The organism is Catenulispora sp. GP43 (assembly GCF_041260665.1).
Classification (GTDB): domain Bacteria; phylum Actinomycetota; class Actinomycetes; order Streptomycetales; family Catenulisporaceae; genus Catenulispora.
On sequence record NZ_JBGCCT010000019.1, the window covers coordinates 20,907 to 42,803 of the forward strand.

A 21,897-nucleotide genomic window follows, 5' to 3' on the forward strand; every position below is an offset into this window, starting at 1 on the left:
GTCAGCGGGGGTACCCGCCGAGTCTAGAGGGGTCACGGAACAAACACGGATTCCGCCCGGGCTGTGACACAGCAGCGAGCGCGGGAAAGCCCGCACGCCGGGGCTCCCGCCGAGGAAGCCCTACGCGACGGGCAACGTAAATCGGAACCGCGCGCCGCCCTCGGCGCCGTTCCCGGCGGACACCACGCCACCGTGGGCCTCGACCAGGCCCTTCACGATGGACAGGCCAAGGCCGGTCCCGCCCCTGCGGCCACCCCGCCAAAACCGGGTGAAGACGCGGTTGAGCTGGTCCACCGGGATCCCGGGACCTTGATCGCTCACCGCAACCGCCACGCTCGACACACCTTCAATGTGGAGACTGTCAGGACGGGGCCGGTCGTCCTCGGCCCTAGCTTCGATTGTGACAGTTCCCCCGCCGTGCCGCACAGCGTTTTCCAAAAGATTAGCCAGTACTTGACGCAGTTTGTCCGGGTCGGCGGCCACGGCCGGCAGCCCGCGCGGGATCCGGATCCGGAACGTCTCCTCCGGCACCCCCTGCGCCACGCAGGCGCGCACCTGGTCAGTGATCAGAGCGCGCAGGTCCACCGGGACCCGGTGCAGCTCCATCCGGCCCGAGTCCAGGCGCGCCACGTCCAGCAGCTCGGCGATCAGCCGCACCACGCGGTCGGCGTCGGCGTCGACGGTCTGCAGCATCATCCGCTTCTGGTCGTCGGTGAAGCGGTCCCAGCGTGCCAGAAGCGTCGCGGTGAAGCCCTTCACGCTGGTCAGCGGGGAGCGCAGCTCGTGCGCGACGGTCGCGATCAGATCGGACTGCCGGCGCTCGCGGCGGCGCCGGGCCTGGGTGCCGCGCAACGAGACGACCAGGCCGGTGACCGGCGTCGAGCGGCCGTCGCGGCGCTGGTAGCGCGCGGTGACGAGCAGTTCGGTGCCGGCCTCGGGGTCGGTCTGCTTGGGGTCGGTCTGCCCATGGTCGATCTGCCCAGGGTCGTCCTGCTCGGAGCCGTCCCGCTCGACGCCCTCGGGCAGGAACAGCTGAGCCTCGGGATGCCCGGTCCTTATGCTCAAGCCGCCATAAGGATCGGTCAGGCGCCACCAGTCGCGGCCGTCGACCGTGCGAAGCGGTAACACCTCGTCGAAGGGACGTCCCAGGGCACGGTCGGCCGGGATCCCGGTGAGCTTCTCGGCGGCCCGGTTGAAGACCCGGACCACGCCCTCGGCGTCGGCGGCGACGAACCCGTCGGGCAGGTCGTCGGGCACCAGCAGGCCGTCGAGCGCGCCGGCGAACAACTGCATGCCGGCCCGTGTCCCGCGTGCCCCGACCGAAACGGTCACCTGAGGAGTCCTCCTGCCTGCCCACTCGTCGCGCTGTGCGCCTTCGGCGTCACCTTCCGTAGATCCGCCAGACCCATCGTTCCGCTCCGCCGGATCACCGACCACGGTGGCGAACCATTCGCCACCCTGAACGCCTCCGGACTCGGAGCGGACTCGCGCAGGACGCGCCTCAGCGTTGCGCCCGGGCAGAGGAATATAAGCACACTGCTGCCGCCGTCGCCAGGTTGAGGCTCTCGGCGCGTCCGTGGATCGGCACCCGGACCGCCTCGTCGGCCAGCCCCAGCAGAGCCTCGGGCAGTCCCCAGGCCTCGTTGCCGAACATCCAGCACGTGGGCTGGGCCAGCCGGCCGGCGTCGAGCTCGTCGTCGAGGTCGGCCGCGCCGGTGCCGTCGGCGGCCAGGATCCGCAAGCCCGCGGCGCGCAGGGCTTCCACGGCCTGGCCCGCGCTGACCCCCACGGCCACCGGCACGTGGAACAGGCTGCCGGCCGAGGCCCGCACCGCCTTGGGGTTGTAGACGTCGACCGACTCGGAGGTCACGATCACCAGGTCCGCGCCGGCGGCGTCGGCGCAGCGGACCACGGTGCCGGCGTTGCCCGGGTCGCGCACGTGCGCCAGCAGCGCGACCAGCTTCGGCGACCGCTCGGCCAGGAAGGACTCCAGCGGGACGTTGAGGAACCGGCACACGCCGATCAGGCCCTGCGGCGTCACCGTCTCGCTGAGCGACTCCACCAGGTCCGGAGTCCCGATGGTGATCTTCGCCCCCTGCTTGCGGGCCGCGGCGACGATCTCGCCGTACCGGTCGGCGGCCTCCCGGGTGGCGAACAGCTCGACGAGCACGCCGTCGAGCTCTGCGGCCTCGCGCACCGCCTGCGGCCCCTCGGCCAGGAACAGCTCCTGCTTGGCCCGGAACGACCGCGAGACGAGCCGCCGGGCCGCCACCGCGCGGGGTGCGCGCGGGTTGGACAGCTCAGGACTCGCCTCGCTCATGCTCGCTCACCGTTGCCTGTTCTGGCGAAGTGGGGCTGGTTCTCGCCAGGACTTACGCGGCGGTCTTCGGCGCGTTCACGTCCGAGGGCAGCGCCTTCTTGGCGACCTCGACGAGCGCGCGGAACGCCTCGGTGTCGTTGACGGCCAGCTCGGCCAGCATCTTGCGGTCGACCTCGACGTTCGCCAGGTGCAGGCCCTGGATGAAGCGGTTGTAGGTCATCCCCTCGGCGCGGACCGCGGCGTTGATGCGCTGGATCCACAGCCGGCGGAAGTCGCCCTTGCGGTCCTTGCGGTCCCGGTAGGCGTAGACGAGGGAGTGGGTGACCTGCTCCTTCGCCTTGCGGTACAGGCGCGAGCGCTGGCCGCGGTAACCGCTGGCCTGCTCGAGGACGACCCGGCGCTTCTTCTGGGCGTTCACTGCCCGCTTGACGCGTGCCATTGTTCTATCTCCTGCTCAGTAACTAGGTCGGGGGGCGATGCGCCGCGGGCCTCAGCGGCCGAGCAGCCGCTTGATGCGCTTGACGTCGGACTTGGCGACCTCGACCTCGCCGGTGTGGCTGCGGGTGTACTCCGAGGACTTGCGCTCGAAGTTGTGGCGCATGCCGGCCTGGCCGCGCATGATCTTGCCCGAGCCGGTCACCTTGAAACGCTTCTTGGAACCGCTGTGGGTCTTCTGCTTCGGCATGACGCCGTTTCTCCTTCACATAGGGCGGATCCGTGGGGACATCCCACACGGATCCGCTCTCGCTCTCGCCCCGGGGCGGCCGCCCCGCGACTAGTGCGGGGGGCCGAGGTCTCGGGGCCGGTCCGGCCTGACCGTGGTCAGGACTGCTCTTCACCGGCCTGGTCCGCGCCACTGGCGGCGCCGACCACGGCCTCGGTCTGCTCGACCGACTCGATCGCCTCGGCGGTCTCGATCTCGGTCTCGGTGTCGGCCTCGGCCGCGACGGCCTCGGTCTCGCCGACCGCGCCGCCGGCCTTGCGCTGCTCCTTGGCCGCGCGGGCCTCGGCCATCGCCTCGGTCTTCTTCTTGTGCGGGCCGAGGACCATGATCATGTTTCGGCCGTCCTGCTTCGGCGCGAACTCCACGAAGCCGAGCTCGGCCACGTCCTCGGCGAGCTTGCTCAGCAGCCGCCGGCCGAGTTCGGGCCGGGACTGCTCGCGGCCGCGGAACATGATGGTGATCTTGACCTTGTCCCCGGCCTTCAGGAACCGCACCACGTGACCCTTCTTGGTCTCGTAGTCGTGCGGGTCGATCTTCGGGCGGAGCTTCATCTCCTTGATGACCGTGTGCGCCTGGTTCTTGCGCGCCTCACGGGCCTTCAGGGCGGACTCGTACTTGTACTTGCCGTAGTCCATGACCTTGACGACCGGCGGGCGCGCGGTCGCCGCGACCTCGACCAGGTCGAGGTCCTGCTCCTGAGCCAGCCGGAGCGCGTCCTGGATCGACACGATGCCGACCTGCTCACCGTTGGGGCCGACCAGCCGCACTTCGGGAACGCGGATCCGGTCGTTGATACGGGGCTCAGTGCTGATGGGGCCTCCTACGTTTTGGGCTCAATGCCCGGGTCTGTATCGGTGCGCGACCCCTGCGCGAAAAACGCAAAAGCCCCGCACGACATGCATGCGAGGCTCCACCACACCGGAACTGACCGACACCGGGGACATGTCGAGGCGACAAATAACGCCGCCCGCACACCCCTGGCGTGAGGCTGTTTGACCGGAACCCGTCCGCCCGGAGGCGAACCAGGTGGGAGATGGAATCTCCGCTTGCGGATCGTGGCACGCGCGAGCATGCCCGATCGGTCGTGACACCGATACTAGCAGCTTCCGGAGGAAGGCCGTGACCACAGGGCCACCACCCCCACCGTGCGAAGCTTGACCCGCACACAGAAGATCCATGGCAAGGAGCCGCAGTGACCGACAACACCCCCGAGGACGCGGGCATTCCCGCCGAGCAGCGCGACCTGGCCGACGTGCCGGCGGTCGAGGTGATCGGGACAGTGACGGTGCACCTGATGAGCGCCGCGGCGGTGAAGCTGGGCCTGGCCGAGAACGGCGAGGCCGACCTGGACCTGGACGAGGCGCGCAAGCTGATCACCGCGCTGGCCGGCCTGATCACCGCGGCCGCCCCCGAGATCGGCTCGCAGCACGCCGCGCCGCTGCGGGACGGGTTGCGGACGCTGCAGCTGGCGTTCCGGGAGGCCTCGCCGTATCCGGACGAGCCGGGGCAGGGCCCCGGTGAGAAGTTCACCGGAGCGGTCTACCCGCGCGCTTAGGGCTGGCGTACGGCGACCGGCGGCCTCAGCGGGCCTGCCTGCGGGCTTAGCGCTGGGCGGCCGGGATCAGCCGGCTTGGCCGACGGAGTCGGCGGTGTCGGTCGTGCCGTCGGTTTCGGTCTTGCCGTTGGTGGCTGTGGCGTCGGCGTCAGTGGCGTCGGCCTCAGCGGCGGCACCGGTGGTGGTGCCGTTCTCCACGTTGTCGGTCGTCTCGGCAGGCTCGGCGTTCTCGGCTGCCTTCTCGGCCTCCGCCTTCTCCAACACTGCCGCGAACGCCCTCACAGCGGCAGGCTCGACCTCCAGGAACGAGGGCCGCGCGAGGTCCACAAGCACGACCTCCGCACCCTCGGCCTTGGCCGCCGCGCACGCCCTCGGGAAGGCCACCGGCATCGGCCGGGCCTCAGGGTTCCACTCGGCCAGCGCCCGCACCGAAGTGAACACCGGCAGCGCCCGCGTCCCGTCCGGCGCGAGCAGCGTCACCAGTGCCATGTCGCTGTTCTTGTCCCGGCGCAGGTTCCGGCCCTGCTCGTCCGGCACCTCCTCCGCCTCGCCGAGCACCGCCACGATCGGCGCCAGGACGCGCGCGTTGAGCAGGTAGCCGTAAGCGTGCTCGATGGCCGCTTCGCCCCGGCCGTGTGCCTCCAGGACGGCCAGCAGCGCCGGGTCCGCACCCCCGTCGTCGTTCGGGAAGGTGGAAGGGGCCAGCGTGCGTCCTGCGAAGTCGGTCATGGGCTCGACTTTAGTAGCCGTCCACGATCGCGACGGCACGGCCGGTCCAGCCGCAGCCGCCGGTCCTGCCACGGCGACCGGGGGCTGCGGCTGGAACGGATTCGGCTCCGGACCCGGCCCCGGTCCCACGTCCGACCCCAGGCCTGCCCCCGCCCCCAGCGGCATCGACATCCCCGGCATCGGCATCCCCGTCGACACCGGCCCCGGCCCCGAACCCAGCCCCGGCCCCTGCCCAAGCCCCAGCCCGAACGGCGCCGGCCCCAGCGGCATCGGATCCGCCACCGGCCCCAACAGCGCCGCCGCAGCCCGCGACCGCCGCCGTCCCCGCACCACCAGCCACCCGCCGAGCACCAGCGAGCCGGTGAACGCCACCGCGGCGTCGACCATCCCGCGCTGCTCCCGGCTCAGCCCGCCGATGCTCTGGTCGGCCACCGTCTGCGGACCGTACCCGAAGTACTTCGTGCCCTGATAGGCCTGCGCGTGCGGCGTCGCCGGCGTCCCGGCCACCCCCGCGGCCGCCTTCAGCGCCGCCACCGGGTCCACGATCCCGTTGCCGATCTGGTCGTCGCGCCCCGTCACCGGCCGGTGCGAGGCCGTGCCCTTCAGGATCTGCCCGACCTGCTCCGGACTCAGCGCCGGGTTCGCCGACCGGATCAGCGCCACCACCCCGGCCACGTACGCGCACGCCGGACTGGTCCCGGCACCGACCAGGATGTCGTTGCCGATCTCCGGTCCGAAGTCGGCGTAGGTGTCCCCGGCCGGGTCGTTCACCGGCAGTGCCATCGGGATGTCGACACCGGGCGCGGCCACCGCCACGTCCCAGCCGGTCGAGGAGAAGAAGGCCCGCTTGCCGTTGCGGTCCACGGCGGCCACGCCGATCACCCCGCGCTCCCCGGCCGGGTACTCGGTCACGTCCTTGTCCGGCTTGTCGCCGGAGTTGCCCGCCGAGACCACCACCGAGACCCCGTGCGCGATCGCGTACCGCACCGCGTCGGCCTCGTTCGTGGTGTCGCTGTCCGCGCCGGGCACCGTGCCGCCCAGCGACATGCTGATGACCTGCGCACCGTGGTCGACGGCGTAGCGGATGCCCTGGGAGATGGGAGTGTGCGAGGCCTGCTGCAGCCCGTTGTCCGGGCTCTCGTCGTCCCGGATCACCCGCACCGAAAGGATCTTCGCGGCCGGCGCGACACCCATGACGCCCTGGCTGCCGTCGGGGCCGTGGCCGTGCCCGGCGATCACCGAGGCCATGCCGGTCCCGTGCACGCCCCAGTCCGGGTCGCCCGGCTTCTCGCTGCCGCCGACCAGGTCCGGCCCGGTGGTCACCTGCCCGGTAAGATCCGCGCGCGACCCGACGACGCCGGTGTCGAGCACCGCGACGGTGACGCCGGCGCCCTTGGTGGTCTTCCAGGCCTGCGGCAGGTTCAGGAACGTGATCGGCCACTGCGCCGAGCGCACCTCGTCGGCGCGCGCGGCGGGGGCCGCGCCGAGCACCGGAAGCAGCGCGGCGAGCGCCAGCGCCGAGGCCCGGCGCACGCCGGTGCTCGTCCTCGTCCTACCCGTCCTGCTCGTCCTGCTCGTCCTGCTCGTCCTGCTCATCCCGGCGAGCTGCGGAGCCGTCCTCACTAGCCCTTCTCCGTGTCGGTGAACTCGTTGGCGAACAGCTGGGACAGTCCGGAAGCAGCCTGCACCGGCGGCGAATCGGCGACCAGCGCCTTGCCGAGCCCGGTGCGCAGCTCCGAATCGTTGGAACCGACGCGGCCGTCCCCGAACGCCGACACCACATAGACGACGTACGACCCGTCGTTGGAAGCCTGGGAGTCCCACGCCACGCGCTGGGTGTCGGTGAGGCCGGCGGCCACGGTGTGAGGAACGGGGATCACGTCCGGCATCGTGTCCGGCTGCTTGGCGGCCGAATCGGGCGTCCACTGCCGCCAGACCTTGTCCCGTGCGGAGGCATCGCCGCCGATGACCACCACGCCGACCGTGGCGAACACGGTCTGGGTGATGTCGGTGTAGGTGGCACGCAGAACCTTGACACAGGACGTCCCCGGGGCGTCCGTGGCCAGCTCGAGCAGGAAGTCCTGCGGCAGCACCTGGCAGCCGGCGGCATCGGCGATGCCCAGGCGCACGTACTGGCTCCCGAGTGTGACCGTCGCCGGGAACACCTGGTCGACCGGCTTCGTCCGCCACATCGCGCGCTGCGCCTGGTCTGCCTGCTGCGCCGGCGACACCGCCACGGGCGTGGCCGTCTTCGTGGAGCCGGAGGTGGCCAGCACCGCGGTCACCGCCATCGCCGCCCCGACTGCGATGCTCAGCACCGCGCCCCACCAGTAGCGCTCAGGCATGCCGCTCCGCGTCCACCGAATACCCCTCTTCGAACTCGAACCCCAGAACACTAGCGGCCGGTCCACCACCGGCGTAACCCGAACTCTCCCTACTCACCGGTACCAAACCAGTGCCTCCACCTACCGCGCCGCCGCTCACGTGTGCGACGCTGATGCCATGCCCCCCACCCCGCCCGGCCCCGAATCGGACCGCCGCCGCCTCGACACCGCGACCGCCGCCCTGGAGCCGCCGTTCGCCGCCGTCGACCTGGACGCGTTCCACGCCAACGCCGCGGACCTGACCCGCCGCGCGGCGGGCAAGGCGATCCGCGTGGCCAGCAAGTCGGTGCGCTGCCGGGCACTGCTGGAGGAGGTCCTGAGCCTGCCGGGCTACCAGGGCATCCTGGGCTTCACGCTGCCGGAGGCGCTGTGGCTGGCCGGCGAGGGCTTCGACGACATCGTGGTCGCCTACCCCAGCACCGACCGCACCGCCTACGCCGACCTGGCCGCCGACCCCACGGCGCTGGCCGCCGTCACGGTCATGATCGACAGCACCGACCACCTGGACCTGATCGAGAAGGCGGTGGCCGGCGCCCCCGGCGGACTGTCCGCCCCGATCCGGGTCTGCATCGACATCGACGCGGCCTTCATGACCGCCGGCGGCCGCGTCCGCATCGGCGCACGCCGCTCCCCGCTGCACACCCCGGCGCAGGTCTCCGCGATGGCCCGGGAAGTCCTGCGGCGCGACGAGTTCAAGCTGGTCGGCCTGATGGCCTACGAGTCGCAGATCGCCGGCGTCGGCGACGCCCCGCCCGGCCGCCCCCTGCGCGGCGCCGCGATCCGCGCGATGCAGAGCCGCTCGGCCCGCGAACTGGCCACCCGCCGCGGCGCGATCGTCGAGGCGGTACGCGAACTGGCACCGCTGGAGTTCGTCAACGGCGGCGGCACGGGCAGCATCGAGCGCACCACCGCCGAGGACGCCGTCACCGAGATCGCCGCGGGCTCGGGCCTGTACCAGCCGTGGCTGTTCGACTCCTACCGCTCCTTCCGCGGCCGCCCCGCAGCCCTGTTCGCACTGCCGGTGGTCCGCCGCCCGGGCCCGGAGACCGCGACCGCCCTCGGCGGCGGCTACCCGGCCTCCGGCGTGGCAGGCAAGGACCGCCTGCCCCAGCCCTACCTCCCGCCGGGCCTGTCCTACGACCCGAACGAGGCCGCGGGCGAGGTGCAGACACCGCTGCTGGGCAAGGTCGCCGCGAGCCTGCGGGTCGGCGACCGGGTGTGGTTCCGGCACACGAAGGCCGGCGAGCTGTGCGAGCGGTTCGACACGCTGCACCTCATCTCGGGCGACGAGGTGATCCGCTCCGTCCCGACGTACCGCGGTGAGGGTAAAACGTTCTTGTGACCGCACCAGACACAGAACCCTTCAACCGCCGGATAGTGATGATCTCCGGTGCCCCCGGCGTAGGTAAGACGACGATCGCCAGGCCCCTGGCGCGCGCCCTGGGCATGCCGCTGTTCGCCAAGGACAGCATCAAGGAACGGATCCACGACGTACTCGCCGACACCGGCCCGGTCGAACGCGTGTGGTCCCAACGCCTCGGCGCAGCGGCGATGGAGATGCTGTGGCTGCTGGCCGCCGACGCGCCGGAGTGCGTCCTGGAGGCCAACTTCTGGACCGGCCACGAGCAGCAGAACAACTCGCTACGGTCGCTGAGCGAGGGCGGAAAGCTCATCGAGGTCTACTGCACGGCACCGCGAGACGTGGTCATGCACCGCTTCCGCGAACGTGCCACGACCGGCGAGCGCCACGCGGTGCATCCCGACCAGGAGCTGAGCCCCGAGCGCTGGGAGCGGGACTTCGCCGCGCCGATCGGGATCGGGCAGGTGCTTCAGGTCGACACCTCGACGCCGGTGGACGTGGCGCGGGTCGCCGCCAAGGTGCGCGCACTGCTCGCCTGAACACTTCACCTTGACGGCTTGTCCGCCTGACCACTTCGCCTTCCCGGCTTCGCCTTCCCGGCTTCGCCTTCCCGGCCTCGCCTTCCCGGCCTCGCCTTCCCGGCCTCGCCTTTTCGGCTTCACCTTCACGGCCTCACCTCTTCGGCTTCACCTCTTCGATCTCACCTCTTCGGCTTCTCAGCCCACACCTTCGCGTGCCAGCGCTCCTTGCCCGGCAGCTGCTCCAGGCGGCGCTCCCGAATCTCCAGACCCGCCGCCTGGACCAGCCCCGTCAGGTGCTCGATCGTCAGCATGAACAGCTCATACGTCACCGGATGCCCGTACGCCTGCTCCGGCCGCGCCCGATCGTCGATGCCGACGTAGGACCCCCACAGCAACCGCCCGCCAGGTACCAACACCCGTGCCACCTCCGAGAAGGCCGCCGCCACCAGCTCCGGCGGCATCAGGTGCGTGGAGTACCAGGCGAGCACCCCTCCGAGCGAGCCGTCCGCGACCCCCAGCTCCCCCAGCTCGGTCATCGAGCCGACCTCGAACCGCAACTCCGGATGCGCCGACCGCGCCAGGTCGATGGTCCGCGGCGACAGGTCCACCCCGAACACCTCGACCCCGCGCCCGGCCAGGAACGCCGTGATGTGCCCCGGCCCGCACCCCAGATCGGCGACCGGTCCGAGACCGTCGTCCCGGACCCGATCGGCGAAGGCCGCCAACTCCTCCCGCACCTCCCACGCCGACTCCAACATCGGTTCCACCAACCGTGCGTAGTCGACGGCAACAGTGTCGAAGGACTCCCGTACTGCATCGAGGTACGACGACGAGACCGGCTCCTCTCCCACTACAAAAGCCCCCTCGGTCGTTCCCTCAGTCGCCTCTATCCCCCCTTGCCCCCTGTCCCCCCTGCTTCCTCAGAAATCCCCGTAGTCGACCTGCCAGCACGCCAGGCCCATCCGCCGCCACAGCGCCACCACCCGCGACCGGTCGTCCAGGACGACCCGCACCGCGAACCGGTCCCGCACATGCGCGTCGAACAGCTCGCTCTTCACGATGTCGTCCGCACGCGTGTCCCCGGCCTTGCGCATCCACAGCTCGTCGTACTTCACCTCGTGCGCCGCCAGCCAGCGCTCCGTCCCCTCGCGCACGTCCTCACCACGTCCCGACATCAAGACGATGCGATCCCCGCGCGCAGCGAACGCAACCAGCGCATCGGCGGTCGCGACGATGAGCTCGTCGGTCTCCACCTTTTGCCAGTCGTACGGCCCACGGTGCGTGTTGTCCGCCAGCGTGCCGTCGATGTCGCACAACACCGCGGCCGGCAGCGACGGGTCCGCGACGTACGTCCGCACCGGCACCACGGCGTTCAGGTCCTCCGCGGTCAGCTTCCACCCCGAGGACTTCGTCGAGGCCAGCCGTAGCGCCATGGCCCGGATGTGCTCCTCGCCCACCGGGTTCGGGCGCAGCGCGTCCCGCTTGACGCACTCGTCGACGTCCACGTCGGTCAGGTCGTGCACCTCGAACCTCGCCCGGCCCCCTAGCAGGTTCTTCAGCCGCTTCGGGATGCGCGACACCAGGTGCGTGTTGTCGACTACGACGTCGAACCCGCCCTGCACCGCGGCCAGCACCACCGCGTCCTGGACCTCTAGCACCGTCTCCTCGTGCCGGCGGCCCAGGCGCTTGGAACCGTCGTTGTCGTCCATCATCCGGCGCAACTCGTCCAGGCTGACACGCCGCATGCGACCCCCGTAGTCGGCCATCATCTGCCGGGCCAGGGTCGACTTCCCCGACGCCGGCAGCCCGCGCATGATGTGCACCACCGGCTTGGCGGCCTGCACGCCGGGCCCTGTTGGTACGGGGTCCGGGCCCGCGTCCGGCAGCGCGTCGTCGAAGTAGTCGTCGTCCATCAGCCCTCATCCATAGCCGTTGCGTCGGTCATCGCGGGTCGGTCATCGCCCCGTATTAGCTCTCGTCGTCGTCCCGGAACGCCTCGGTCGCCTCCGGCTTCACCGCACGCCACACGTGCATGGCGATCGGCCGGCCGTCCAGCAGCAGGAACATCCCGGCCCGTACGAACCCGTCGAAGTCCTTCGCGGCCCTGGCGTAGGCACCCCGGTCACCGGCCAGGTGTGCCAGCGAACGGTGCGCGTCCTCGATACGGGAGGTGAGCTCCGCGGCGCGCGCCTTCAGCTCGTCGCACACCCCGCGCACCCACGCGTCGTACTCGTCAGGCACGTCCTCCAGCAGCGGCGCCAGCGGCCCGCCGGGGATCCGGCGCATCCCGACGACCTCGTTGGGCTGCACCCCGACCGCCTGCGCGATCTGCACGTCGGTGCACTCCGGGTACAGCTGCACCGCCAGCGCCCGCCACAGATGGCGCGGACCGACGCTGGTCAGACGGTAGTGCAGGGAAACGTAACCGGTGAGTTTCGTTTTCGTGCGCACACCGGAGGCGAACCGGATGACCCAGCCCTCGGCGTCGGTACCGGTGGCATCGACGCCGTCGAGATGCTGGTTCTTCTCGGCGAGCGCGGCCAGCACCCCGAACGTGTCGGACCAGTCGTAGGTACGAACGACGGTGCCGACTCCGTCCCAGGCCGGCGCGGCCTCGCGCAGCGGCAGCTCGGTCCCGTCGGCCCGGAACGCGGCGAGCAGCACCAAGTCCCGACGGTCGCCGTAGTTCACCACGATCCGGTTCTCGGGGTAGATGATCTCCGCGAGGTAGGTGACCGACGGATCCAGCGCGGCGGTGTCCGCCGCGTCGAGGTAGCGCTGCGCCCAGGCGGCCTGGTCGAAGACGAACGAGCCCTTGGACGCCGCACGCCAGGCCCCGTCGTAGTGGAAGACGATGCCCAGGGACCCGTCGACCTTGTCGTAGACCTCGAACGGCTCCTCGGGCAGCACCGGGGCGTAGTCGAACTTCCCGTGCTGGCCGTGGTTGAAGAACTTCGGCAGGCACCAGGCAGCCACGCGGCCGGTCGTGTCGTCCACGACCAGGCCGCGGGTGCGGGTGGTGACGGGGGTCCAGTACTGCTCGTACTGACAGGCACGGCTGTAGGAGTAGATCGACAGCGGCAGCGTCGGGTGCGTGCGGCGGGTGACCTTCTCCGCCGCGATCTCGTGCGCCAGCTCCGCCGGGTCCAGCACGTCGGACAGCAGGGGACGCTCCCCCGCAGTCACCTGCTCACTCATACTCAGTCCCCCCGCTACGCGTCACGTACTCCGCCGACACGATCTTGCCGATCGTGCGGCTCCCCACCACAGCGTTGCCGTGCTCCCGCTGCGAGCGCACCACGATGCCCTCCCGGATGTGGGCACCGGTGCCGCTCACGGTCTCCTTGCCGGAGGCCAGAGCGAGCAGCAGCGCCTCATCGTAGGGGCCTTCGTACAGCGTCGGTACCTGGGGGACCTCCACGCCGGTGTCCTTGAGCGCCTGCGACCACTCCGGCGCCCCCAGCCAGCGCAGTTCGCCCTCGACGTCGAGGCAGACGTCGAACGCGGCGAAGCCCGGCACGTCCCCGGCGTTGGCCCCGTAGGCCAGGTCCTGCACGCCCTTGCCGTAGACCTCGCCGTAGATACCGACACGGCGCGCGCCATAGGCCTCGGCGATCTTCGCAGCGGCCTCCAGGACCCGGTGCGCACGCACAGTCCGCCAGTACAGGTTCTTCTCGCTCTCGACCAGAGCCAGGTACTTGGACCCGAAGCCCTTGGAGGACACCAGGTACTCACCGGTCTCGGCCAGGTAGGTGAGCAGGCAGCAGGTGCCGTGCACCTTCTCGGTCGCCGACACCGGCTCGCCCGGTTCGAAGATCCCCGGATAGCGCGCGATGTTCTCGATGTCGGTCCACGGCAGCAGATCGGCGGCGGAGACGACGTCCCCGGACATACTGATCGGCACCGGCGGCACCCACTTCACGACCCCGAGCACCTCGGCGAAGTCCTCGCCGGCCTCGTGCGCGGCGGCGAGGTCTATCCCGTCGAGCACCTTGGGCCGGCACACGATGCCCTGCGACAACTCGCCCCGCAGCCGGATGGCCCTCACCCGGTCCTTGCCGGAGCCGGCCAGCCGCCCGGTCAGCCCGAGCTCCTCGATCAGCTCGGCGGGCAGCACGGACTGCTCGGGGATGTATATCGCGTAGTCACCGCTCTGGTACGCGCCCTTGGCGACGACGGCCCGATAGAGGCCGACTTGCGCCAGCTCCAACGCGTCGGCGTTGGGGTGGACGTGGATGGTCAGGGGTTCGGCGGTGACACGCAGGGTGGACATGGGCTTCTCGTCTCGTGGTGGTCAGGGTCCGGATATGGACTCGACGACGACGGTAGAGAATGTCCGACCAGCTGACTAATCGATTTCCAGAAGATGCCCCCGACTCACCGGAATGCTGCGGCATTGCGGGCACACCACTCCCGGAACGTCACCGGCTCGCGCCCGAGCAGCCGCGCGACGGTATCGGTCCGCAGGCCAGTGATATCGCCCCGTGCTACCTCCACGGTCTCAACGAGCGCGGCCGCAAGGGCCGGCGGCGCACCGTTCGGGAACCGGGCTTTGACCGCCTCCTCGGGAGTCGCCGCCGTCTGAACTCGGATGTCACGTCCGAGGACGGCAGCGAGGATGCCGACCATCTCGACGGTGGTGAACGCCTCATCGCCGGTGAGCGTGTAGATCTGGCCTGCATGGCCGTCCTCGGTCAGCGCACGCACCGCGACCGCGGCGATGTCGGCGGCGGCGATCGGCGCCACCTTGCCCGGACCGGTGGCATCGAACACCGGGCCTCCTTCGCGGATGCTCGCAGCCCAGTCCAAGGCGTTGGTCATGAAGCCACCGCAACGCAGGAAGGTGGCGGGGATACCACTGGCGCGGATGGCGTCTTCGCGGTCGCGGTGCCAGCGGCCCATGGCCGGGACGGGATCGAAGCCGGCATGGAACGAGGACAGGTGCACGATGTGCCCGACGCCCAAGGCTTGCGCGGCGGCGATGGCGTTCACAGCTTGCCCGGTGCCAGAGCCCTGAGTGAGCAGGAAGAGCCTGTCGACGCCCTCGAAGGCCGCCTTCAGACTGGCGGCGTCTTCCAGGTCGGCAACGACACGCTCCGCACGCTCGGGGAGGGCTGCGGCACGCCCCGGATCTCGCACGAGGATACGGAAGTCGGCCCGCCGGTCGCCGAGCTCGCGGACCACCTCACGGCCTATGTTGCCGGTGGCGCCGGTAATGAGGAGCATGCTCCGCCTCCGAAATCGTTTGCCGTCTAGCGATTAACGAGGCAAACGCTAGCCGGGCAATGACTAGCCGTCAAACGATTCGCGGATACACTCCTGCCGGAGCTACTACGGAGAGGTTCTCCCGGAGCTACCACCAAGAGGTACGACCGAGCGGAAGGCCACCCATGCCGGAGTTCCTGGACCTGCACGGCAGCACCAACAAGGCGGTGCGCGCCGTCGCCGACGCCGACATGCGCCGCCTGGGCCTGCATCTTGGCCAGAACCACATCCTGGCCCTGCTGTGGGAGCAGGACGGCCGCACACCGGGCGAGATCGCCGCAGCCCTGAACGTGACCACACCCACGGTGGTCAAGGCAGCGACCCGAATGTCCACAGCCGGCCTGCTCACCCGACGCCGCGACCTCCACGACAACCGCCTGGTCCGACTCTGGCTCACGGACGCCGGCCGCGCCCTGCAAGAACCTGTGGAGCGGGACCGCGAAGCCCTGGAGGAACAGCTCACCGCCGACCTCACCGACACCGAGCGGGAACAGCTCATCAGCGCCCTGTCGAAGATCCGCCGTCGCGCACAGGCAATCCTGACCGACGTCGGCCTCCCCGACAGTGATGGTGAAGGCGATGTCGATGGCGCCTCGAACTGAACCAGTCCCTGGAGTTAATACGGGGATCGAACTCGAGGGCCAGCTCAGAGGGCAGGCCGCGTCCCCAACTCCAGCGTTGTCCAGTGGCCGATGGGGCGATAGCCGAGGCGCTGGTAGAGCGCGTTGCTGGTCGGGTTCGTCATATCAGTGAAGAGAACGACCTCGAGCCCGGCATCCAGCCCACGCCGACTGATCGCGGTGGTGACAACGCCGGCGTAGCCCCGGCCGCGCAGCGTGCGCGGTGTGAAGACCGGGGCGACGCGCGTGACTCCCGCGATCGGCGCCGTAGTGCCCGCCAGCGAGGCCGGGACGCCGTCGACCTCCCACAACAAGAGCTCACCGTTCGCCAGACGCCGATCGACAGACCGCGCCACGTCCCCACCTGCGGCCTCGCCGACGTCCTCACCGAAGGCGGTGAACCACTCGACCAGCAGCTCCCGATCGGCCTCGGTCACAAGCCGGGCACTCCCCGGCGGCGCCGGCTCAGGCGGGGTGAGCTCCGCCAGCCGGAAGAGACGCCGGTTCGAAACCACCTCAGCCAGACGCCCAGTCGCGGCGTGCCAAGCCTCCGCGAAAACCTTCAGACCCTCCGCAGGGCCCCTCACCCCAGACACGCCGTCCAGCACCCCGACCAACTCCTGCAAGGCGGCCACCGGAGCATCGGAAACGATGGGTGGCATCGGCGGCGTGCGCAGGAAGACGGCCTGGGCCGTCGAGTCGCCGTACCAGCCGAACAACGGCGGGGAGTCGCTGTAAGTCGTAGCTCCGGATGTCCGCAGAGTGGCGACGACGGTCAGCAGGACGGTGTTGCGCACGGGATCGGCGTGCAGGAAGGCTCCGGCGGCGGTCTCGAACTCGTCGATGTCAGCTGTCACATGCCAGGTCATGTCTCACGGTGGCACAGCCCGCCCGGCAGCCGCACGCGAGTATAGGACCGCTCACGCCCGGCAAGCAGGGTGGAAAACCTCATCTGACCACGGAAGTTCTCCGGGCCGTCCTCCCCCAGGTACGAGCACGACGCCGGGCATCGACTTCGTCGCGTCCCCACCGGAATCCCGAAAGACCGATGCACGGATGAGCACGTCCATATCCCCTGGTGGTTCGTGGCCGCCGCGATCAAGCACCAGGGCGCACCGATCATGCTGATCATATTCACCGACGCCATGCTCGCAATGACGGCCGCGACCGTCGGAGTGAGCGGGTACTTCAGGAATGCGGCACTGACGCAGAGCCGAGGGCAGGATCGTCCCCAACCAAGAGCGAGAAGCGACGCCTGCTCTTCCAAGTACTTGGCACGGGCGCCGCCCTGCTCGCGGCGGAGTTCGCCTTCCTCATCCATTCCCGCTGACGCGCAGACACCAGGCGATGACAGTGATCCCGTGCGGAGCCACGGCACGGACTTGTGCCGCTACTGCTCTTCGCGATACCGCCCACCGGAATCTCCGTTACTCGCCGGAGACAGCCGCCTGGGAGGACCGCGTCAGCCACAGCCAGCATAGCCCCCGCGATTCACGCGCGGCGCTCGTCTCGGCAGCCCGAAGGTGCCCGCCGCCAGCCCGAAAACCGTCGGCGGACACCCATCACCTGCCCTCGTTCCCGTTGTAGCTCCAGTCGTCGCTCCCGTCGTAGCTCCGGTCGTAACTCCCCGCTCTACAACCGCGGGTCGACCGGCTCCGACTCCAGCGCCAGCACCGCGAACACCGCCTCGTGCACGCGCCACAGCGGCTCGCCGCCGACGAAGCGCTCCACCGACTCCAGCCCCAGCGCGTACTCCCGGCTCGCGAGCGAACGCTTGCGCCCCAGCCCCCGGTGCCGCAGCCGGTCCAAGTTCGGCGCCTCGAGGTACTCCGGGCCGTAGATGATCCGCAGGTACTCCGGACCGCGGCACTTCACACCCGGCTGCACCGGGCCCCGCCGACCCGCCGTGAAGCCGTGCAGAGGCTTGACAACCATGCCCTCGCCGCCGGCTGCCGTCATCGTCTGCCACCAGGCCGTCGCCTCGGCGACCGAGGCCTCGTCCTCCACGTCGACGACGCGCCGCTCGGTACGCGTGAAGAACCCCGGGTCGGCGGCGACCAGGCGGTCGGCCAGAGCGATGTGCCAGTCGTTACCCTTGGTCACAGCGTGGTTGGCACCCTGGGATGCCAGGATCTGGAACGGCGCCAGCCGCAGCCCCTCAAGCCCGTCCACCGGCCAGCAGTAGCGCCCATAAGCGGCGGTGAAAGCCAGCGCATCGCCAAGCCGCCGCTCCTGACGAGCGGCGAGCTCCCCGACATCCAGCCCCCGAGCAGCAGCAGCACCCAGCACCGAGGTGGCAGCCATCAACGAGGCCCGCGCCGCCGCACCCACCGCCGCATACTGGTCCCGCAGCAGCCCCATCGCCTTCGCCGACCACGGCAGCAGCTCGCAGTCCAGCAGCAGCCAGTCCGTCTCCAGCTCCGTCCAAAGACCGGCGGCGTCGACGGCCGAGCGCACCCGTGCCAGCACCGCCTCGATTTGCTCGGGCCGGTCGAAGAACGGCCGGCCTGTACGTGTGTAGACAGCGCCGGTACTGCCGTCCTCGACGCCGAAGTGGGAACGTGCGGAGTCGGCGTCGCGCGCGATCACCACCACCGCCCTCGAACCCATGTGCTTCTCCTCGCACAGCAGCTCCCTGACGCCCTCCTCCCGGTACGCCGCGAACGCCTCCGCCGGGTGCTCAAGGAACCCCGGCAGCGTGGACGTCGCACACGGCGCCATCGTCGGCGGCAGGTACACCAGCCAGCGCGGGTCCACCGCGAAGCGGCTCATCACCTCCAGCGCCGCGGCGGCGTTCTCCTCCTGCACCGTGACCCGTCCCAGGTGGCGCGCCTCCACGGTCCGGCGGCCGAGCACGTCGTCCAGGTCCAGCACCCCGGGGTCGCGGCGCACCACGCCGGCCCCGGAGGCGAACGTCGTGGCCTGCAGCGGACGCACCGGCTCGTACCAGACCCGCTCAGCCGGCACCGAAACCGGCTCACGCTCCGGGTACCGCAGAGCGCTGAGCCGTCCGCCGAAGACCGCGCCGGTGTCCAGGCACAGCGTGTTGTTGACCCACTCCAGGTCCAACACCGGCGTGTGCCCGTACAGCACCATCGCCGGGCCCCGGTAGTCATTGGCCCACGGGTAGCGCACCGGAAGCCCGAACTCGTCGGTCTCCCCAGTGGTCTCCCCGTACATAGCGAACGAGCGGACCCGCCCCGAGGCACGCCCCTGGTACTCCTGCTTGAGGCCGGCGTGTGCCACCACCAGCTTGCCGGCGTCCAGGACATAGTGACTGACCAGTCCGTCGCAGAAGGCGCGGACCCGCTTGCGGAAGTCCTCGTCCTCGGCGCCCAACTGCGCCAGCGACTCGGCCAGGCCGTGGGCGACCTTGACGTTGCGCCCGTCCAGCGCGCGGACCAGCTTGTTCTCGTGGTTCCCGGTGACACACAGCGCGTGCCCGGCCTCGACCATCCCCATCGCCAGGCGCAGCACGCCGGGCGTGTCGGGACCGCGATCCACCAGGTCGCCGACGAACACCGCCGTACGACCTTCGGGATGCACGGCGTCGACCGCACGGCCGAGCTCGTCGCGTACGAGGGTGTACCCGAGCGTGGTGAGCAGCGTCTCGAGCTCGGCGCGGCAGCCGTGGACGTCGCCGATGACGTCGAACGGGCCCGTGAGGTCGCGCTTATCGTTGTACGCCTTCTCATAGGTGATGGCGGCCGCGTCGACCTCCTCGACACTCTTCAGGACGTGCACCTTCCGGAAGCCCTCGCGCGCCAGGTTCCGCAGCCCGTTGCGCAGCTCCCGGCGCTGCCGGGCGATGACGCGCGCCGGCAGGTCGGCGCGGTCGGCACGCTCGGCGTTGCGGTCGACGCAGACACGCTCGGGGATGTCCAGCACGATCGCGACCGGCAGTACGTCGTACTCACGCGCCAGCTTCACCAGCGACTCGCGAGCCTTGCTCTGCACGTTCGTGGCGTCGACGACGGTCAGCAGACCCCGGCGCAGACGGACGCCGGCGATGTGGTGCAGGAGCGCGAAGGCGTCCGGGGTCGCCGACTGGTCGTTCTCGTCGTCGGCGACGATGCCGCGGCAGGCGTCGGAAGACACGATCGCGGTCGAACGGAAGTGCTTGTGGGCGAAGGTGGACTTGCCGGAGCCGCTGGTGCCGATCAGCACGACCAGCGACAGCTCGGGGACGGCCAGGTCAGACATCGGCCGAGGCCTCCTTCTTGGTGAGGGTGAACAGCGCGAGCTGCGTGGACGGTCCGAGCTCCGGGTCGATCTCGCCGACCGGCTTGAAGCGGACGTCGTAGCCATGGGCGGCGGCGACCCGTTCGGCCCAGGCGCGGAACTCGGCGCGGGTCCACTCGAAACGGTGGTCGCTGTGCCGGAAGCGGCCGGCCTCCAGCGTCTCGTAGCGGGCGTTGTACTCGATGTTGGGCGTGGTTACCACGACGGCGCGGGGGTGCGCGGCGTGGAACACGGCGTGCTCCAGCGCGGGCAGGCGATGCGGGTCGACGTGCTCGATGACCTCCATTAGCACCGCGGCGTCGTAGCCGGTCAGCGCCGCGTCGGTGTAGGTCAGGGCGCCCTGGCGCAGGGTCAGGCGCGCCCTGACACGGTCCGGGAGACGGTCCACACGCAGCTTGCGCACCGCCATCTGGAGCGCGCGGGCCGAGACGTCGATGCCGACGACCTCGGTGAACGCCTTGTCGTTGAGCAGGTCGCGCAGCAGTGCGCCCTCGCCGCAGCCGAGGTCCAGGACGCGGGCGGCCTCGGCCTCGTGCAGGGTTTCGACGACGGCCGCTCGGCGGGCGCTCGCCAGAGACAGCTTGGCGCGTGCCTCCGGTGTCAGCTCGGCGCGCGACTCCGGAGCTACCTCGGCGCGCGACTCCGGAGCTACGTCGGCACGTGCCTCCTGTGCCACCTCGGCGCGCGACTCCGGTCCTACCGCGGCGCCCTCCTCCTCGAACCCCACCGCATTGTCCAACGCCTCCGGCTCAACGTCGTCCACCTCCGCCAGCCGCGCCAGCGCCTCACGCACCAGCGGCTGACGCCGTGCCAGGTACCGGCGCGCGATCATGCCGCGCATCGGGTGCGTACCGAGCCAGCCCTCGCCGACGCGCACCAGCTTGTCGACCTCGTCGTTGGCGACCCAGTAGTGCTTGGCGCCGTCGAGGGCGGCCAGCAGTACGAACAGGTGCGACAACGCCTCGGACAGGCGCAGGGTCCCGGTGAGGGTCAGCTTCATGTAGCGCGAGGCGCCCCATTCCGGGAACGCCGGGTCCAGCTCCACCGGTTCGACCTCGACGGTCCAGCCCAGCGGTTCGAACAGCGACACGGCCAGTTCCGGCTCACGGCAGATAAGCGCCGGCACCTCGATGCGCAGCGGCAGCGCCGTGGCGGCCAGTTCCGGACGCTGGTCGCAGCGGCCACGCAGCGCGCTCCGGAAGACGTGCCCGAGGGCCGAGGCCAGCAGTGAGGACGCCGCGTACGGACGGTCGTTGACGTACTGCGACAGCGCGAAGTCCTGGCTGTGCCGACCCCGTCCACGCACCAGCGCAATCGGGTCCACCTCCAAGAGCAACGCGGCGGTGCACTCCTGATCGCTGGCGACCGGATAGAACACGTGGGCCGTGCCGTAGGTCACGGAGAAGGCCTGGACCCGCCCCGGATTCTTGTGCAGCAGGAAGCCCAGGTCAGTGGCCGGCCAGTCAGCGCCGGGCGGCGCCGTCGCGGTAATTGTCAGGAGCATTGCACGATCGTGGCGGACCGGCCCCGACCAGGCAACCTGGTATTCAGCCGGAGGCCGGGACCTCGCGCAGGTACTCCGCGGGCACGGCATCGGTCAGCCACACGCCGTTGCCCGTCACGAAGAACGGGTAGCCCTCGGCCTGCATGCGCGCGGCGGCGACGGCCAGCACCGCCGGCTTGCCGTGCCGGGATCCGACCTTCACCGCAGTCTCCAGGTCCTGCGACAGGTGCACCGCGTGGCGCTTCATCGGGAGCAGGCCGTCGCGCCAGATCAGGGCGAGTGTGCTCTGCGCGGTGCCGTGGAACAGCACCTCGGGCGGTTCGGCCGCCGCGTAGCCGAGTTCGACCGGTACCGAATGGCCCTGACGGGCCCGGATCAGCGTCCCGGTGTCGTCGAGCTCGAACCGCTGCTTGTTGTTCTGCGCCACGACCTCGTCGAGCTGCGCACGGCTGAAGCGCTGGCCCCGGGCCGCGGCGTTGGCCAGCAGCTGGTCGATCGACACCCAGCCGGCGCCGTCCATCGTCAGGTTGATCGCTTCGGGGTGGTGGCGCAGCCAGTTCGACATCCGCTTCGACAAGCGGACTATGTCCTTCTCATTCATCTTGGCGACCAAGGTCCCGCAGCCGGAAGGCAGATCGCAACCGGGTTTGCGCGGACTTCCCCGAGAATGCAT

20 protein-coding genes are annotated in these 21,897 nt (G+C 70.4%); 4 read left to right on the forward strand and 16 right to left on the reverse strand.

The genetic code is table 11. The annotated features are described in order from the left end of the window. Nucleotides 1–120 precede the first annotated feature (120 nt). The 5 genes from ABH926_RS32395 to infC form a co-directional block, all read right to left on the reverse strand. Complete coding sequence (locus tag ABH926_RS32395; protein ID WP_370369922.1) at nt 121–1,293, reverse strand: ATP-binding protein; 1,173 nt, start codon at nt 1,291–1,293, stop codon at nt 121–123. Between the two features lie 208 nt (nt 1,294–1,501). Next, a complete protein-coding gene (locus ABH926_RS32400; protein ID WP_370369721.1) occupies nt 1,502–2,320 on the reverse strand; it encodes a TrmH family RNA methyltransferase in 819 nt (272 codons plus the stop codon). Nucleotides 2,321–2,372: 52 nt separating this feature from the next. After that, nucleotides 2,373–2,759: a 50S ribosomal protein L20 gene (gene rplT / locus ABH926_RS32405; RefSeq protein WP_370369722.1), complete on the reverse strand. Its 387-nt coding sequence runs from the start codon at nt 2,757–2,759 to the stop codon at nt 2,373–2,375. A 51-nt stretch (nt 2,760–2,810) separates the two neighbouring features. Continuing rightward, nucleotides 2,811–3,005 carry a 50S ribosomal protein L35 gene (gene rpmI, locus ABH926_RS32410; protein WP_194898587.1) on the reverse strand — a complete coding sequence of 65 codons (195 nt, stop codon included), beginning with the start codon at nt 3,003–3,005 and terminating at the stop codon, nt 2,811–2,813. 137 nt (nt 3,006–3,142) lie between these two features. Continuing rightward, nucleotides 3,143–3,856 carry a translation initiation factor IF-3 gene (infC, locus tag ABH926_RS32415; RefSeq protein ID WP_370369923.1) on the reverse strand — a complete coding sequence of 238 codons (714 nt, stop codon included), beginning with the start codon at nt 3,854–3,856 and terminating at the stop codon, nt 3,143–3,145. Nucleotides 3,857–4,236: 380 nt separating this feature from the next. Between infC and ABH926_RS32420 the strand changes: the two genes are divergently transcribed. After that, nucleotides 4,237–4,599 carry a DUF1844 domain-containing protein gene (locus ABH926_RS32420; RefSeq protein ID WP_370369723.1) on the forward strand — a complete coding sequence of 121 codons (363 nt, stop codon included), beginning with the start codon at nt 4,237–4,239 and terminating at the stop codon, nt 4,597–4,599. A gap of 66 nt (nt 4,600–4,665) precedes the next feature. On the opposite strand, the gene ABH926_RS32425 is transcribed toward ABH926_RS32420, so the two are convergent. Then, nucleotides 4,666–6,861, reverse strand: a complete 2,196-nt coding sequence (locus tag ABH926_RS32425; RefSeq protein ID WP_370369724.1) for a S8 family serine peptidase — start codon at nt 6,859–6,861, stop codon at nt 4,666–4,668. An 89-nt stretch (nt 6,862–6,950) separates the two neighbouring features. Next, entirely contained in the window at nt 6,951–7,673 is a 723-nt protein-coding gene (locus ABH926_RS32430; protein WP_370369725.1) for a hypothetical protein, read from the reverse strand. A gap of 157 nt (nt 7,674–7,830) precedes the next feature. Between ABH926_RS32430 and ABH926_RS32435 the strand changes: the two genes are divergently transcribed. Together ABH926_RS32435 and ABH926_RS32440 are read left to right on the forward strand one after the other, a co-directional pair. Then, nucleotides 7,831–9,054 (forward strand): amino acid deaminase/aldolase, encoded by a 1,224-nt coding sequence (locus tag ABH926_RS32435; RefSeq protein WP_370369726.1) that lies wholly within the window; start codon nt 7,831–7,833, stop codon nt 9,052–9,054. Next, nucleotides 9,051–9,611, forward strand: coding sequence for an AAA family ATPase (locus ABH926_RS32440; protein ID WP_370369727.1), 561 nt, complete (start codon nt 9,051–9,053; stop codon nt 9,609–9,611). The genes ABH926_RS32435 and ABH926_RS32440 overlap by 4 nt, the downstream gene beginning before the upstream one ends. Nucleotides 9,612–9,772: 161 nt before the next feature. Here ABH926_RS32440 and ABH926_RS32445 read toward each other — a convergent pair whose 3' ends face one another. From ABH926_RS32445 to ABH926_RS32465, 5 genes are all read right to left on the reverse strand, one after another. Beyond that, entirely contained in the window at nt 9,773–10,444 is a 672-nt protein-coding gene (locus ABH926_RS32445; RefSeq protein WP_370369728.1) for a class I SAM-dependent methyltransferase, read from the reverse strand. A 69-nt stretch (nt 10,445–10,513) separates the two neighbouring features. After that, nucleotides 10,514–11,506, reverse strand: a complete 993-nt coding sequence (locus ABH926_RS32450; protein WP_370369729.1) for an AAA family ATPase — start codon at nt 11,504–11,506, stop codon at nt 10,514–10,516. Between the two features lie 55 nt (nt 11,507–11,561). Next, entirely contained in the window at nt 11,562–12,791 is a 1,230-nt protein-coding gene (locus tag ABH926_RS32455; RefSeq protein WP_370369730.1) for an RNA ligase, read from the reverse strand. Then, the gene (locus ABH926_RS32460; RefSeq protein WP_370369731.1) at nt 12,784–13,866 is read right to left on the reverse strand and encodes an RNA ligase (ATP); all 1,083 of its coding nucleotides are present in this window, start codon (nt 13,864–13,866) and stop codon (nt 12,784–12,786) included. Before ABH926_RS32460 ends, ABH926_RS32455 begins: the two co-directional genes overlap by 8 nt. A gap of 104 nt (nt 13,867–13,970) precedes the next feature. Beyond that, nucleotides 13,971–14,819 (reverse strand): NAD(P)H-binding protein, encoded by an 849-nt coding sequence (locus ABH926_RS32465; protein WP_370369733.1) that lies wholly within the window; start codon nt 14,817–14,819, stop codon nt 13,971–13,973. 164 nt (nt 14,820–14,983) lie between these two features. On the opposite strand from ABH926_RS32465, the gene ABH926_RS32470 reads away from it, so the two are divergent. Beyond that, entirely contained in the window at nt 14,984–15,460 is a 477-nt protein-coding gene (locus tag ABH926_RS32470) for a MarR family winged helix-turn-helix transcriptional regulator (RefSeq protein ID WP_370369734.1), read from the forward strand. Between the two features lie 44 nt (nt 15,461–15,504). On the opposite strand, the gene ABH926_RS32475 is transcribed toward ABH926_RS32470, so the two are convergent. The 4 genes from ABH926_RS32475 to ABH926_RS32490 all read right to left on the reverse strand — a co-directional run bounded on the left by ABH926_RS32475 (nt 15,505) and on the right by ABH926_RS32490 (nt 21,825). Beyond that, nucleotides 15,505–16,335: a GNAT family N-acetyltransferase gene (locus ABH926_RS32475; protein WP_370369735.1), complete on the reverse strand. Its 831-nt coding sequence runs from the start codon at nt 16,333–16,335 to the stop codon at nt 15,505–15,507. Between the two features lie 775 nt (nt 16,336–17,110). Beyond that, nucleotides 17,111–19,681 carry a polynucleotide kinase-phosphatase gene (locus ABH926_RS32480; RefSeq protein WP_370369736.1) on the reverse strand — a complete coding sequence of 857 codons (2,571 nt, stop codon included), beginning with the start codon at nt 19,679–19,681 and terminating at the stop codon, nt 17,111–17,113. Then, nucleotides 19,674–21,224 (reverse strand): 3' terminal RNA ribose 2'-O-methyltransferase Hen1, encoded by a 1,551-nt coding sequence (locus tag ABH926_RS32485; protein WP_370369737.1) that lies wholly within the window; start codon nt 21,222–21,224, stop codon nt 19,674–19,676. Before ABH926_RS32485 ends, ABH926_RS32480 begins: the two co-directional genes overlap by 8 nt. Nucleotides 21,225–21,267: 43 nt before the next feature. After that, the gene (locus ABH926_RS32490; protein ID WP_370369739.1) at nt 21,268–21,825 is read right to left on the reverse strand and encodes an RNA 2'-phosphotransferase; all 558 of its coding nucleotides are present in this window, start codon (nt 21,823–21,825) and stop codon (nt 21,268–21,270) included. Nucleotides 21,826–21,897 lie beyond the last annotated feature (72 nt).

Bases quoted from the DNA above. Each gene is read 5' to 3' on its own strand.
- ABH926_RS32395 (WP_370369922.1), bottom strand. From the start codon at position 1,293: ATGCAGTTGTTCGCCGGCGCGCTCGACGGCCTGCTGGTGCCCGACGAC.
- ABH926_RS32400 (WP_370369721.1), bottom strand. From the start codon at position 2,320: ATGAGCGAGGCGAGTCCTGAGCTGTCCAACCCGCGCGCACCCCGCGCG.
- rplT (WP_370369722.1), bottom strand. From the start codon at position 2,759: ATGGCACGCGTCAAGCGGGCAGTGAACGCCCAGAAGAAGCGCCGGGTC.
- rpmI (WP_194898587.1), bottom strand. From the start codon at position 3,005: ATGCCGAAGCAGAAGACCCACAGCGGTTCCAAGAAGCGTTTCAAGGTG.
- ABH926_RS32430 (WP_370369725.1), bottom strand. From the start codon at position 7,673: ATGCCTGAGCGCTACTGGTGGGGCGCGGTGCTGAGCATCGCAGTCGGG.
- ABH926_RS32435 (WP_370369726.1), top strand. From the start codon at position 7,831: ATGCCCCCCACCCCGCCCGGCCCCGAATCGGACCGCCGCCGCCTCGAC.
- ABH926_RS32450 (WP_370369729.1), bottom strand. From the start codon at position 11,506: ATGGACGACGACTACTTCGACGACGCGCTGCCGGACGCGGGCCCGGAC.
- ABH926_RS32455 (WP_370369730.1), bottom strand. From the start codon at position 12,791: ATGAGTGAGCAGGTGACTGCGGGGGAGCGTCCCCTGCTGTCCGACGTG.
- ABH926_RS32460 (WP_370369731.1), bottom strand. From the start codon at position 13,866: ATGTCCACCCTGCGTGTCACCGCCGAACCCCTGACCATCCACGTCCAC.
- ABH926_RS32465 (WP_370369733.1), bottom strand. From the start codon at position 14,819: ATGCTCCTCATTACCGGCGCCACCGGCAACATAGGCCGTGAGGTGGTC.
- ABH926_RS32470 (WP_370369734.1), top strand. From the start codon at position 14,984: ATGCCGGAGTTCCTGGACCTGCACGGCAGCACCAACAAGGCGGTGCGC.
- ABH926_RS32480 (WP_370369736.1), bottom strand. From the start codon at position 19,681: ATGTCTGACCTGGCCGTCCCCGAGCTGTCGCTGGTCGTGCTGATCGGC.
- ABH926_RS32485 (WP_370369737.1), bottom strand. From the start codon at position 21,224: ATGCTCCTGACAATTACCGCGACGGCGCCGCCCGGCGCTGACTGGCCG.
- ABH926_RS32490 (WP_370369739.1), bottom strand. From the start codon at position 21,825: ATGAATGAGAAGGACATAGTCCGCTTGTCGAAGCGGATGTCGAACTGG.